A 13,698-nucleotide genomic window follows, 5' to 3' on the forward strand; every position below is an offset into this window, starting at 1 on the left:
CCCGCCCTATGACTGCCCCCGGACGTGTTCCGCCAGGGCATCAAGGACCGGCAGTTGGCCCTTGACCAGCTTGAACCGTGCTTCCGCCTCGGGAAACCAGCGGGCATCGTCAATTTCCGGGTAGTTCTGGATCCGGCCCGAACCCTTGGGCCACTCCAGCGGGAAAGTGTTGCTGACGATCCGGTCCGGCTGGAAGTCCTGCTCTGCAGTAAACACCGTAATGATCTTGCCGGACGGCTGCCGGAACTGCCCGAGCTGCTGGTAATCCGCGGCCGGGGCGGGCGAACCCATCTCTTCGGCGAACTCCCGCAGGGCGGCCGCCAGCGGATCTTCGTCCACGGTGTATTCGCCCTTCGGCACTGACCAGGCATGTGCGTCCTTGCGTGCCCAAAACGGGCCGCCCATGTGGGCTATCCAGACTTCCAGGCCGCCGGGGTTTGCCCTCCTGTACAGCAGTAGTCCTGCGCTGAAAACCGGCATCTGTCCTCCACCTGCTGACATTTCACAATGAACGGTAGTTGCCGTCCAACGTTAACCTGCAGTTCACGGCCCTGCTTTAGGTTATTCCTTCAGGCACTTTGCTCGAAGGGACCGGTCATGGCCAACATCGCTGAGGTTTTGGGACGGCTTACGCCGGAAGAACTTGATGAGCTTCGCATTCTTGGCCCGCAGGGCCACCTGCCGCGGCACTTGGTTGACGCCTTGGACCGTGCGGCGGGCGGACCCGGATCAGGCCGTGGCTATTACGTGCCCACAGGAAACGTCAGCGCCACCGGCGGCCCGCTCCTGGTGCTGCGCAGCGATGTTTCCGGCTGGCTCTTCAATTCACACATGGACGACCCCGATTCGTTGTCGCAGCACGGCTGATCCACTGCCGGGCTTCGGTACGGCTGGCCGGCTGACGGCTTAGTCTTCAGCGCATGGGATCGTGAATGTTGCGGTGGTACCCACACTCGGGGTGCTGGCGAGGCTGATCGATCCGCCATGGGCTTCGATGATCGTTTTGCTGACCGGCAAGCCCAGGCCGGCGCCCGGGATGGCGGTTTCACGGGACCGCGCCGATCGGAAGAACTTCGTGAACGCCTGCTCCTGCTCTTCCGCGCTCATGCCAACACCGGTATCCGCAATCGAACAGACAAGCGCTTGCCCATTCCTCCGTGCCAGCGCCGTGATCCGTCCGCCCTCCTTCGAATACTTGATGGCGTTGGAGAGGAGGTTGCCGAGCACCTGGCGGATCCGGCCTGGGTCAACGCGGGCGGGCAGGGGCTGCTCGACGTCGAGCACCAGTTGGAGGCCGTTCATGGCTGCCTCGGGGATGGTCGCATCAACTACTTCCGTCACCAGCTTGGCCAGGTCCGTGTCCTCCAGGGACAGCTCCACGCGCTCCGACGCGACGGCGATCAGGTCGTTGACCAGGCCCAGCAGGTGTTGGGCATTCCGGTGCACCACCAGGAGCTCAGCCTGGATTTCCTCGTGGCCTGGCTCGTCCAATACCAGCTCAAGGTAGCCGAGGATCGATGTCAGCGGTGTCCGCAGCTCGTGGGAAACGGTGGCAACAAAGTTGTCCTTGGCTGCCAGCGCGCTGATCAAACGCGTTACGTCCACGAATGTCAGGACCGAACCCCCGCCCTTCCCTTGGCTGGCAGGTATGCCGTGGGCGCCCACCGAATATGCACGTTGCTGGGCCGGGTCGCCGGGGTCGCCGGTCCAATACAGCTCATCGGAAATGGTGGAGCCGCTGATGGCACGCGACACCGGCGACAGGTCCGGGGGCATCGGAGAGGACCGGTCTGCCAGGAAAAGCCCGCCGTGGCCGGCCGCTTCAGTAAGGGCGGCCAGCGCGGGATCGGCTTGCATCGCCTTATTCGTCAGGACGGTCCTGCCCTCAGCATCCACCACCCAGACCCCTATTCCTACTGCTGCGAGCACTGCGTCCAGAAGGCGCTGGCGGCGCACGTTCTCCGCGAGCGTCTGCGCCAGTTCATGCTCACTGTGCAGGAGTCTTTGGTGTTGCCGGAGAACGATGCCGGCCACCGCATACGCCGTCACTGCGATAGCTGACATTACAAGGGGCAGGAATATCATCCGGATCATTTCCGGTGGAGCCGGAGCTGAGCCGGCGACGGCGGTGGGGACCGCAGTGCTGAGCACCGCCCCAAGGATGGCAAGGAAAAGCATGTGCCGGCGGCGGCGCACGGAAAGCCAAATGACGGGAAACACCAGCAAAAGGCTCAGGACGTTGAAGGCCGGCCCGCCGGCTTCCCCTGTGAACCCGATAGCGACGCAGTCAAGGATGGGAATAGCGGCAGAGGCACCTGGCGGCAGTTTTGCCCATGGTATGGCAAGGCAGGCGGCGAAGATCGCCGTGTGGGCCAGCAGTGCCAGGCGGAACATGTCACTTGCCAGGGTGGCCGGGCTGAACGCCGCGGCAGCTGCCACCACCAGGCAAACGGTGATGGTGAGGGGCAGCTGGGCCAGCACAACCCTGCCCCGGTCTCCGAGCCGTCCATAGATCGCATCAACTCTGTCGGCAAGGGGGCCGTTGATGGCAAACTCCCCGGCATCGACGAACGCAGCCCTGTCCGATTCTTGACGTTGCTTCACCAATCTGGCCCCCCAGCGCAGAAATAATAACCCTCTGGCTGCTTGAAAGTAGCTTCAGAGTACCGGTGGAAGCAAGACATCGCTGGTGTTTCCCACCCGCAAGCTCTACCCATGCTTCATGGAATCATCCAATCAGCAGGCTCAAGGCTTCCGTCAAGTGCTCCACTTCACGCACCGAGAAACCGGCCGGAACGGGCCCCGGCCCGGTATGGCTTGCCGGAACCACCGCGTGGGTGAAGCCCAGCCGGTGGGCCTCCTGGATGCGCTGGTTGATGCCGGGGACGGGGCGGACCTCGCCGGCCAGGCCTACCTCGCCGAAGGCAACCAGCCGGATGGGCAACGGCTTGCGGGCCTTGGCTGAAGCCACGGCAAGGGCAACAGCGAGGTCCGTGGCGGGTTCGCTGAGCTTCACTCCGCCCACCGTAGCCACGTAGGAATCATCCTTGTGCAGCAAGGTACCTGCCCGTTGCTGCAGCACGGCCAGCAGCATGGAAACCCTGGAACTGTCGAGGCCGCTGGTGGCCCGCCGCGGCTGCGAGTTGGGGCTCTCGGCGAGCAGTGACTGCACCTCCGCCAGCAGCGGACGCCGTCCTTCCATGGTTACGGTGATGCACGTGCCCGAAACAGGATCCTTGGTGCGGCTGACAAAGAGCCCGCTGGGATCGGCGAGCCCTTCGATGCCGTTTTCGTTCAGGTCGAAGCAGCCCACGTCGTCGGTAGGCCCGTAGCGGTTCTTGACCGCCCGGAGCAACCGGAGCCGGGAATGGCGTTCACCCTCAAACTGGCACACCACGTCCACCAGGTGCTCTAGCAGCCGCGGCCCGGCGATGGAGCCATCCTTGGTCACGTGACCCACCAGCAGGGTGGTCATGTTCCGCCTTTTGGCCGCGGCAATGATGGAAGCTGCCACTTCCCGGACCTGCGAGACGCCGCCGGCACTGCCGTCAACATCGGCGCTGCTGAGGGTCTGTACCGAGTCCACGATCAGCAGCCGCGGCTCAATCTTCTCCACCTGCCCGAGGGCCTGGCCCAGGTCCGTCTCGGCGGAGAGATACAGGGATTCCGCGACGGCGTCGATCCGCTCCGCGCGCAGCTTCACCTGCGCTGCGGACTCCTCGCCGGTCACGTACAGCACGTCCTGCGCCGTTCGGGCAAACTTCGCGGCCACGTCCAGAAGGAGGGTGGACTTGCCGACGCCGGGTTCGCCGGCGAGCAGGATGACGGCACCCGGGACCAGGCCTCCGCCCAGCACCCGGTCCAGTTCGTCAACGCCCGTTGGCAGGTAGGCGGCTGTGGTGGCGTCCACCTCGGCGATTCGGCGCGCGGGCTCCAGAACGGTGGTAGCCGCCGTCGTCCGCGCCACTGCGGTGCCGGTTTCCTCCACGGTGCCCCATGCCTGGCACTCGCCGCACCGGCCCACCCACTTGACGGTGGTCCAGCCGCATTCGGCGCACTTGTAGGCGGGCGCCTTGGATGCCCGGGAAGTCTTGGTAGCCATGCGTTCCACCCTAGTGGCGGGCACTGACATTCCCGCCCGGCTCCAAGCCTCGAGCGGCCGTGCCCTAGGCCCGCAGGTCGTGGATCACGGTGAGAGAGCGCTCTCTTGACAGTGATCGGCGTCACCAATAGAGTTCAGGGACTTGCTAGAGAGCGCTCTCTCGGCATCGGCAGTCCCACACAAAGGAGTGACCTTGAAATTTGCACGTCGACATACAGCGGCCGCCATCGCGGGCGCAGCGGCCCTGGCCCTGATGGCCACCAGCTGCAGCAGCAGTACAGGACAGGCAGCAAGCGCAGACAACCCGGTGGAGCTCACGGTCACCACCTTCGGAACGTTCGGCTATGACGATCTTTACGGTGAATACGAGCAGGCCAACCCTGGAATCAAGATCAAAGCCACCAACATCGACCGCGGAGCGAACGCACGCACCGACGCCTTCACCAAGCTCGCAGCCGGTTCCGGCCTAAGTGACGTGGTGGCCATCGAGGAGGGCTGGCTGGGATCCATTATGGAGGTTTCGGACCAGTTCGTGGACCTGAACGAGCACGGCGCAGCGGACATCAAGGACAACTGGGTGGACTGGAAGTTCAAGCAGGGCACTGATCCGGACGGCCGTGTCATCGGGTACGGAACGGACATCGGACCGCAGGGCCTCTGCTACAACGGCAAGCTGTTCGAGGCTGCCGGCCTGCCGAAGGACCGCGAATCAGTAGCGAAACTTTTTGGCGGCGACGACGCCACCTGGGAGAACTACTTCAAGCTTGGCGAGCAGTACAAGGCGGCCACCGGAAAGGCCTGGTACGACCAGTCCGGCTTCGTCTGGAACTCCATGGTGAACCAAATGGAGGAGGGCTACTACACCAAGGACGGCGAGCTGAACATCGAGGGCAACTCCGAGATGAAGGCCAGGTTCGAGATGCTGGCTGCCGGCACCGCCTCCGGATTGTCCGCCAACCAGACCCAGTGGGACTGGGGCAACGGCAAGGCGTTCACTGACGGTTCCTTCGCCACCTTCGTCTGCCCAGGCTGGATGCTCGGCACCATCAAGGGCCAGCTGGAATCAGCGGGCGGCGGCACCGACAGTGGCTGGGACTTCGCCGACGTCTTCCCCGGCGGTGCCTCGAACTGGGGCGGAGCATTCCTCTCAGTGCCCAAGACCTCCGAGCACCCGGCAGAAGCGGCCAAGCTCGCGGCCTGGCTGACCGCCCCTGAGCAGCAGGTCAAGCAGTCGGCTGCGGCCAACAACTTCCCCAGCACCCTGAAGGCACAGGAAAAGCTCGTGGCCGACGCCACCCCCAACGTGCTGTTCAACAACGCCCCCACCGGCGTCATCCTTGCCAACCGCGCCAAGGGCGTGGTGGCCCAGTTCAAGGGGCCTGACGACTCCGTAATCCAGGAGAACGTGTTCGGCCCGGCGATGAAGATGCTCGACGGCGGCACGGCCGATGCAGACAAAGCCTGGTCCGAAGCCCTGACGCTCCTCAACGACCTGGTCGTAAACAACTAGCACCACCCGCTGTGGGGCCTCCCGGAAAGGGAGGCCCCCCGATGGAGGGCAAGAGCCCAATGACAACCACCCTGAACCGCCCCGCCAAACCCGCGGCCATCAAAGCCAAGCCAACCTTTCGGCAGAAGCTGAACGTCTTCGACGTCAAGGCATCGCCCTACTTCTACATCGCCCCGTTCTTTATCCTGTTCGCGCTGGTGGGACTGTTCCCGCTGGTGTACACGTTCGTGGTCAGCCTCTTCGACTGGCACCTGCTCAAGGGCCAGGGCCAATTCGTGGGACTGCAGAACTTCGTGGAGGTCCTGCAGGACAGATTCTTTTGGAACTCCCTCTTCAACACGGTGAGCATCTTCCTGCTGTCCGCCATCCCGCAGCTTGCCGTTGCACTCTTCCTGGCGGCCATGCTGGACCAGAACCTGCGGGCCAGGACGTTTTGGCGCATGAGCGTACTCCTGCCCTACATCGTCACCCCGGTGGCAGTAGCCATGATCTTCACCAACATGTTCGGCGAACAGTACGGACTGATCAATAACGTGCTGGGCAACTTCGGCCTGGACCCGGTGATGTGGAAGAGCGAAACACTGCCCAGCCACATCGCCATCGCCACCATGGTGAACTGGCGCTGGACCGGTTACAACGCCCTGATCCTGCTTGCGGCAATGCAGGCCGTTCCCCGGGACCTCTACGAGTCAGCCGCCCTGGACGGAGCCGGCGCCGTCCGCCGGTTCTTCAGCATCACCCTGCCGAGCATCCGGCCCACCATGGTGTTCGTGGTCATCACCTCCACCATCGGCGGCCTGCAAATCTTCACCGAGCCCCGCCTCTTTGATCCCGCCACGGCCGGCGGCTCGCAGCGGCAGTTCCAGACCACGGTCCTGTACCTCTGGGAAATGGCCTTTCAGCGCCAGAACTTTGGCAAGGCATCCACCATCGCCTGGCTGCTCTTCCTGATCATCGTGCTGTTCGGCCTCATCAACTACCTGATCTCGCGGCGGATCGCCACGGCCGACGCCGCCAAGCCCCCACGAGCAGCCCGGAGAGCTGTGCGGAAACGCGCCGAAAGGACCAAGCGATGAGCACCATCGAAGGCGTTTCCACTGCGCCGGTTGAAGCCCCGAACCCAAGTAACAAACCTGTCGCCGGCCCGGCACGGTTGCGGAAGCGCCTTTTCGGCTCCGGTGAAAGACCAGGATTCCTGACCTACGGCCTGCTCCTCTCATTCCTGGTGTCCTCGGCCTATCCGCTCTGGTGGTCCGCCGTTATCGGCAGCCGGTCCAATGAGGCCCTGGGTGAGACGTGGCCGCCGTTGCTGCCGGGCGGGAACTTTTGGACCAACGTGGGTGAGGTCTTCGACACCATTCCCTTCTGGCTGGCCTTGGGAAACAGCGTCCTCATTTCCTGCATCATCACCGTCTCCGTTGTCGGCTTCTCCACGCTGGCCGGCTACGCCTTCGCCAAACTGCGGTTCAAGGGCCGGAACGGGTTGATGCTTATGGTCGTGGCCACCATGGCCATCCCCACCCAGCTGGGCATCATCCCGCTCTTCATGGTGATGCGCACCCTGGGATGGACGGGGGAGATCGGTGCTGTGGTGGTTCCTACGCTGGTGACGGCGTTCGGCGTCTTTTTCATGCGGCAGTACCTCGTGGACGTGATTCCGGACGAACTCATCGAGTCCGCAAGGATGGACGGGGCCACCATGATTTCCACTTTTTGGCACGTGGCCATCCCCGCCGCCCGGCCCGCCATGGCCATCCTGGCTCTGTTCACGTTTATGACGGCCTGGACGGATTTCCTCTGGCCCCTGCTGGTGCTCGACGCCGGCAACCCCACTTTGCAGACGGCACTCAGCCAATTGCAGTCCGCCCGCTACGTGGACTACTCGGTGGTCCTCGCCGGAGCGGTCCTGGCAACACTCCCGTTGTTGGTGCTCTTTGTGCTGGCCGGAAAACAACTTATCTCAGGAATCATGCAAGGAGCAGTTAAGGGCTAATGGAGCACCCGACGTACAAGAGGCAATGGCCCGAGGGCTTTATCTGGGGATCGGCGACGGCGGCCGCACAGATAGAGGGCGCCGGCTGCGAAGGCGGCAAGGAAGATTCCATCTGGGACCACTTTGCCCGGATCCCCGGTGCCATTGCCAACGGTGACCATCTTGAGCAGGCGGTGGACCACTACCACCGGATGCCCCAGGACGTCCGGCTGATGAAAGAGCTGGGGTTGGCCTCATACCGGTTCTCCACCAGCTGGGCCCGGGTGCGTCCCGGAGACAGGGCAGTCAACCGAGAGGGATTGGACTTCTACTCCCGGCTGGTGGACGAACTTCTTGAAGCAGGGATCCTGCCATGGCTCACCCTTTACCACTGGGACTTGCCGCAGGCACTCGAGGAAAAGGGCGGCTGGGCCAACCGGGACACCGCGTACCGGTTCGTCGAGTACGCCAGCGATGTGTACTCGGCGCTGGGGGACAGGGTCCATCACTGGACCACCTTCAACGAGCCTTTTTGTTCTTCCCTCCTGGGCTACGGGTCCGGGGTCCATGCTCCCGGCCGGCAGGAGCCTTCCGCAGCAATCGCTGCCGTACACCACCAGCACCTGGCCCACGGGTTGGCGGTACATGCGCTGCGGGACAGGGGAGCACAGCATCTTGGGATCACCCTTAACCTCAGCAATTCGATCCCGCGGGACAGCCAGGACCCGGTGGACCTTGACGCTGCCCGCCGGTTTGACTCCCTGCAGAACCGGATCTTCCTCGACCCAATCCTGCGGGGAAGCTACCCGGAAGATTCCCTGCGGGACCTCGCCCCGTTCGGCCTGCCGGACGTTATCCTGCCCGGGGACCTGGAGATCATCAGCGCACCCCTGGACTTCCTCGGGGTGAACCACTACCACGATGACCTGATCAGCGGCCACGCGGACGACGCCGGAAGCGACGGCCATTCCGGCGGCGCCGAGCGCCCCTCCGTTTCACCGTGGATCGGCTCCGAGTCCATTGCGTTTCCCAGCCGGGGCCTGCCCCGGACTGCAATGGGCTGGGAAGTAAACCCGGACGGGTTGCGCAAACTCCTGGTCCGGCTGGGGGAGGAGTACCCGTCCCTGCCGCCGCTGTACATCACCGAGAACGGGGCCGCCTATGAGGACAGTGTCAGCGCCGACGGCGCCGTCCACGACGAAGAGCGGACCGCGTTCATCCTGGAGCACGTGGCTGCCGTGGGCGAAGCCATCGACCAGGGCGCGGACGTCCGCGGCTACTTCGTCTGGTCCCTCCTGGACAATTTTGAATGGTCCTGGGGCTACGGAAAACGCTTTGGGATTATCCGCGTGGACTACGGCACGCTGGAAAGGACAGTCAAGGACAGCGGCAAGGCCTATTCGGAACTGATTGCCGCCGCAAAGAAGTACGCTTCCCGGCCCGCTGCATCCTTGCCCGGTTAAACTGAAATCCCCGGCCAAGTGCCAGCCAGACCACGGAGCGATGATTGTGAAGCAAGACACCAGCGGAAGCCGGCCAACGCCCACCCTTGAAATGGTGGCAGCGCTGGCCGGGGTCTCCCGCGCCACCGTCTCGCGGGTGGTCAATCACGTTCCAAGCGTGGACGAGGACATTGCGGCGAAGGTGCGCCAGGCCATCCTTGCCGTGAACTACACGCCAAACCGGGCAGCGCGGTCCCTGGCAAGCAGGCGGCCCAACTCCGTGACGCTCATCGTCCCGGAGTCCACGTCGAAGGTGTTTGCGGATCCCTTCTTCGCGTCAGTTGTCCAGGGCGTGGCGTTGTATCTGGGGGAGACTGACTACACCCTGAACATGGTCATCGCCTCGGAAGCCAAGCCCGAGAAGACGAGAGCATTCCTGCTCGGCGGCAACGTGGCGGGCGCGCTGGTGGTATCCCACCACGCCGGTGACAGGTCCTGGACCCACCTGAGTGATTACATTCCCATGGTGTTCGCCGGCCGGCCGCTGGGAGAAGGCGCCCGCTACTACGTGGACGTTGACAATGAAGCTGCAGCGGCGGGTGCAACAAGGGTCCTGGTCGAGGGCGGGCGGACGCACATTGGCACCATCGCAGGCCCGCAGGACATGCCGCCCGGCATAGACCGCCTCAACGGGTGGAGATCTGCCATGGCCGAGGCCGGGTTCGAGGATTCCCTGGTGGAGTACGGGGACTTCACCCTGGCATCGGGGGCGAAAGCGATGCGCCGTCTGCTGGCCAGCGGGCGGCAGGTGGACGGCCTGTTCGTGGCCAACGACCAGATGGCCGCCGGCGCCTACACTGTGCTCCAGGAACGCGGGCTCCGCATCCCCCAGGACGTAGCAGTGGTGGGCTTTGACGACGATTCGTTCGCGACTTCGGTAAACCCGCCGCTCACCACCGTGCACCACCCGATCATTGAGATGGGAAAAAAGATGGCCGAAATCCTGGTAGATCTGATCGAGGGCAAGGACGCTGACCGTGTCACGCGGATCCCCACCTCACTCGTGATCCGTGAGTCTGCCTGATGGCTGGCAACGCGCTGAGCGGCAGCACGGGAAGTGACGTGACGCTCCGCTGGGGCGTTGTGGCAACAGGACGCATCGCGCACCGGGTCACCCGGGACCTCGCCTGCCTTGAAGGCGCGGAGCTGTACGCGGTAAGTTCGCGCAGCAAGGGTTCGGCGGACGCATTCGCTGAAGAGCACGGCTTTGCCGTCAGTTATCACGACGGTCTTTCCGGAACCGGATACCAGCAGCTCTTTTCCGATCCCCGGGTCGATGTGGTGTACGTGGCCACCCCGCATGCACAGCACTTCGAGGTTGCCCGTGCGGCGCTGGAAGCCGGGAAGCATGTCCTGTGTGAAAAACCCTTCACCATCAACGCCGGAGAGGCCCGCGAGCTGGTCCGGTTGGCCCGTGAACGGGGTCTTTTCCTGATGGAGGCCGTGTGGACCCGCTTCCTGCCGGCAACCCGACGAGCCCTGGAGCTGACCGGCGGCGGGGAGATCGGAGCGGTCTGCTGGGTCCAGGCCGATCTGGGCTTTCCAGCTGCCTACGACCCTGCCGACAGGCTGTGGGATCCGGCGGCCGGCGGGGGAGCGCTGCTGGACCTTGCCGTTTACCCGCTGACCTGGGCCATCGCTGCCCTCGGGTTCCCCTCCGGGCTTATGGCAAGAGGCCATTTGAACCGGGACGGCGTGGACGTCCAGAATTCCATCACCCTGGAATACCCGGAAGGGGCTGCAGCGCAGCTGACCTCCTCACTGCAGGCTGCGGGACCAGGTACCGCCACCATCAGCGGAACCGCCGGCTGGATCAGGACCGGTTCCCCGCTGTACAACCCGCGCATGCTGGAGATTTGCGGGCTGGACGGGAGCATCCGTGTGGAGGAATTCGCAGAGGACACTGAGGGCTTTATCCACGAACTGCGCGAAACCGCCCGCTGCATCCGCGCAGGCCTGCAGGAGAGCCCGCTGATGCCCTGGAATGAAACCGTGCAGGTGATGGAACTGCTGGACGAAGCACGGCAGCAGCTGGGGCTGCGCTACCTGAATGATGAGCAGGCGCGTTAAACACCGGGCCTACCTAGAGCGCGGGCAACACATCCCGGGCTTCACGCGCGTCCATCCCGGTGGCCTCCAGCAGGTCCACCATTAGCGGGCGGTACAGCATGACCACCGTTTCGCCTTCCAGCCTCTGCACCTCCAGCAGCTTCGGATGCAGGCGCAGGGCTATCTCGCTCAAGTCCCGGCGGGCGGTGCGCAGATGGGCGCGGCGGACGCCGTCGTGCGTTTCCGCCAAGCCCAGCGAAAGCTCATCAATCGCGGCAGCGGTCTCCTGCAGTACCTCCGCAATGTTTTCCGTCGCCTCGTCCGAAAGCGCCGCGTGGTTGATGGCGCTGGTGAGCCGCCGCGCGAAAACCCGGCTGTTCCTCAACGCCAGGTCAATGAAGTCCAACGATTGCTTCAGCTGGTCGAGCTCTTCCCTGTGCCGCCTGTAGGCGGGCGCCAGGGTGGCCACCTCCCCGGAAGCGCGGAGGGACTGGCGCATCCCGTCCACCAGCGGCTGGCAATTCCGCCCCCGGATAAGGGCGTGCCAGGCCTGGGTGGAGTCGCTCTTAACCAGGGCGTCGCCGCACTCGCGCAGCACCTCGGCCAGTTCATGCAGCAGCTTCTGCACATCCTTGCGCGGCTCCCGGCGCGGATCCTTGGGGATAAGGATGGTCACCAGCAGCGCGCAGAGGCCGCCCACCACCGCGTCAATGCTCCGCGTGAAGGGTCCCCCTGCCGGCGCGGGCAGGAGTACAACCAGCAACGACTGCAGCCCAAGTTGCGTGGTGAAAATTGTGCCGCTGTCAAGGAAGCGGGCCAGCAGGATGGAAAAAAGAAGGACGACGGCGGCCTGCCAGATTCCACCGCCCAGCCAGTGCAGGAGCAGATCACCTACGGCGATGCCGATGGTGCAGCCCAGGCCCACCTCCACTACCCGCCGCAGCCGCGGTTCGCGGGAAAAACCCAGCGCAATCAGGGATGAGGTGGCGGCGAACAAGGGCCCGGAGTGCCCCAGCACATACTCGGCGAAAGCATACGCACCCACGGCACAGACAGTCATTTGGATTGCAGGAACCAACGAGTTCCGGCTGCGGATGAGCCCGGTGCGGATACGGCCGCGCAGGAACCGCCTGCCTGCTGAAAGTCCTGCTGCCGAAGCCATGCGTTCCAGTCTATTTGCTGGAGGTCCACTACGGCCGGACATGTGATCTGCGCAATGGGAACCCGGCACTTGTAAGCCATTATCCCGCCGTCGTTAATGTTCCGTTCACTTTGGACAGCCCATCCCGTTACCTACGGCCCATACCTTCGATAAACGTACAGAACGTACGCATCGCGCTGCAGGGTTCTCCGTCCCTGCCCGCACCTGAATAACCCTGGAAGGGGTACATCTAGTGAAGGCACTCCGCTTCGGCCGCCACGCGGCTATCGCTGTTCTCGCAGCCGGCGCACTCGCGCTCACCTCCTGCGGTTCAGACAACGCCACGGGCACCACCCCCGCCGGCGAACAGACTTCCGGCGGCCCGAAGGTCACCGGCACCCTCACCGGCATCGGCGCATCCTCCACCGGCGCAGCCATGGACGCCTGGAAAGCCGGTTTCGCTTCCGCAAACCAGGGCGCCACCGTGCAGTACTCCCCGGACGGCTCCGGCGCAGGCCGCAAGGCCATCATCGACGGCTCCGCACAGTTCGCCGGTTCGGACGCTTACCTGAAGGACGAAGAGCTCGAAAGCTCCAAGGCAGTTTGCGGTCCCGACGGCGCCATCAACATCCCCGTCTACATTTCACCGATCGCCGTGGCCTTCAACGTTCCCGGTGTCACCGAGCTGAAGCTGGACGCAGCCACGGTCGCCAAGATCTTCCGCGGTGAAATCGCCAACTGGAATGATCCCGCCATCGCCGCCCTGAACGAGGGCGTCACCTTGCCGGACCTCAAGGTCACCCCGGTGAACCGCTCGGACGATTCCGGCACCACCACCAACTTCACCGACTACCTGGCCTCCGCAGCACCTGAGGTATGGACGGACGCGTCCTCCGGTGTCTGGCCTGCAAGCCTGCAGGGCGAGAACGCCAAAGGCACCTCCGGTGTTGTCAAGACCGTCACTGACACCCCCGGCGCCGTGACCTACGCGGATGACTCCGCAGTGGGCGGCAAGCTCGGCACCGCGGCCATCAAGGTGGGCGAGGAATTCGTCAAGATCTCCGCCGAAGCTGCCGCCAAGGCCGTGGAAGCGGGCAACCCCGTCGAGGGCCGCACCAGCAATGACGTGGCCATCAAGCTGGACCGCAAGACCACCGAATCCGGTGCCTACCCGGTGGTCCTGGTTTCCTACCACGTGGTCTGCAGCGCCTACGACAAGCAGGAAACCGTTGACCTGGTCAAGGCCTTCGAGAACTACGTAGTTTCCGAGGAAGGCCAGCAGGCCGCCGCGGATTCCGCAAAGTCCGCCCCGCTCTCCCCGGCCCTGGCCGAGAAGGCCACCGAGGCCATCGAGTCCATCAAGGTCAAGTCCTAATTACCGCTCTGAATCCGGGTTCCCCGCCTGCCGACAGGCAGTGCGGG

At 64.2% G+C, this 13,698-nt stretch carries 12 protein-coding genes; 8 read left to right on the forward strand and 4 right to left on the reverse strand.

Features of this window, described 5'->3' with window-relative positions; all coding sequences use genetic code 11:
- Window positions 1–6: 6 nt before the first annotated feature.
- Complete coding sequence (locus AC5RUQ_RS03605; protein ID WP_493946025.1) at window positions 7–480, reverse strand: NUDIX hydrolase; 474 nt, start codon at window positions 478–480, stop codon at window positions 7–9.
- Window positions 481–597: 117 nt separating this feature from the next.
- Between AC5RUQ_RS03605 and AC5RUQ_RS03610 the strand changes: the two genes are divergently transcribed.
- Window positions 598–867 carry a hypothetical protein gene (locus tag AC5RUQ_RS03610; protein WP_493946026.1) on the forward strand — a complete coding sequence of 90 codons (270 nt, stop codon included), beginning with the start codon at window positions 598–600 and terminating at the stop codon, window positions 865–867.
- Between the two features lie 39 nt (window positions 868–906).
- Here AC5RUQ_RS03610 and AC5RUQ_RS03615 read toward each other — a convergent pair whose 3' ends face one another.
- Both AC5RUQ_RS03615 and radA read right to left on the reverse strand, forming a co-directional pair.
- Window positions 907–2,604 (reverse strand): sensor histidine kinase, encoded by a 1,698-nt coding sequence (locus AC5RUQ_RS03615; RefSeq protein ID WP_493946027.1) that lies wholly within the window; start codon window positions 2,602–2,604, stop codon window positions 907–909.
- A 124-nt stretch (window positions 2,605–2,728) separates the two neighbouring features.
- Complete coding sequence (gene radA, locus AC5RUQ_RS03620) at window positions 2,729–4,102, reverse strand: DNA repair protein RadA (RefSeq protein WP_163161373.1); 1,374 nt, start codon at window positions 4,100–4,102, stop codon at window positions 2,729–2,731.
- Between the two features lie 253 nt (window positions 4,103–4,355).
- Between radA and AC5RUQ_RS03625 the strand changes: the two genes are divergently transcribed.
- Genes AC5RUQ_RS03625 through AC5RUQ_RS03650 form a run of 6 tightly spaced genes read left to right on the forward strand, consistent with a single transcriptional unit; the run spans window position 4,356 to window position 11,156 of the window.
- Window positions 4,356–5,612, forward strand: a complete 1,257-nt coding sequence (locus AC5RUQ_RS03625; protein ID WP_493946393.1) for an ABC transporter substrate-binding protein — start codon at window positions 4,356–4,358, stop codon at window positions 5,610–5,612.
- A 59-nt stretch (window positions 5,613–5,671) separates the two neighbouring features.
- A complete protein-coding gene (locus AC5RUQ_RS03630; protein WP_493946028.1) occupies window positions 5,672–6,688 on the forward strand; it encodes a carbohydrate ABC transporter permease in 1,017 nt (338 codons plus the stop codon).
- Window positions 6,685–7,605: a carbohydrate ABC transporter permease gene (locus tag AC5RUQ_RS03635; protein WP_493946029.1), complete on the forward strand. Its 921-nt coding sequence runs from the start codon at window positions 6,685–6,687 to the stop codon at window positions 7,603–7,605. Before AC5RUQ_RS03630 ends, AC5RUQ_RS03635 begins: the two co-directional genes overlap by 4 nt.
- Window positions 7,605–9,047 (forward strand): GH1 family beta-glucosidase, encoded by a 1,443-nt coding sequence (locus AC5RUQ_RS03640; RefSeq protein WP_493946030.1) that lies wholly within the window; start codon window positions 7,605–7,607, stop codon window positions 9,045–9,047. The genes AC5RUQ_RS03635 and AC5RUQ_RS03640 overlap by 1 nt, the downstream gene beginning before the upstream one ends.
- A 40-nt stretch (window positions 9,048–9,087) precedes the next feature.
- Entirely contained in the window at window positions 9,088–10,110 is a 1,023-nt protein-coding gene (locus tag AC5RUQ_RS03645) for a LacI family DNA-binding transcriptional regulator (RefSeq protein WP_493946031.1), read from the forward strand.
- Window positions 10,110–11,156 (forward strand): Gfo/Idh/MocA family protein, encoded by a 1,047-nt coding sequence (locus AC5RUQ_RS03650; protein WP_493946032.1) that lies wholly within the window; start codon window positions 10,110–10,112, stop codon window positions 11,154–11,156. The genes AC5RUQ_RS03645 and AC5RUQ_RS03650 overlap by 1 nt, the downstream gene beginning before the upstream one ends.
- Window positions 11,157–11,169: 13 nt before the next feature.
- Here AC5RUQ_RS03650 and AC5RUQ_RS03655 read toward each other — a convergent pair whose 3' ends face one another.
- Window positions 11,170–12,297 (reverse strand): FUSC family protein, encoded by a 1,128-nt coding sequence (locus AC5RUQ_RS03655; RefSeq protein ID WP_163161398.1) that lies wholly within the window; start codon window positions 12,295–12,297, stop codon window positions 11,170–11,172.
- 232 nt (window positions 12,298–12,529) lie between these two features.
- Between AC5RUQ_RS03655 and pstS the strand changes: the two genes are divergently transcribed.
- Window positions 12,530–13,651, forward strand: coding sequence for a phosphate ABC transporter substrate-binding protein PstS (gene pstS / locus AC5RUQ_RS03660; RefSeq protein WP_493946033.1), 1,122 nt, complete (start codon window positions 12,530–12,532; stop codon window positions 13,649–13,651).
- The last annotated feature ends 47 nt before the right edge of the window (window positions 13,652–13,698 follow it).

Source organism: Arthrobacter sp. MDT2-3, from assembly GCF_059090465.1.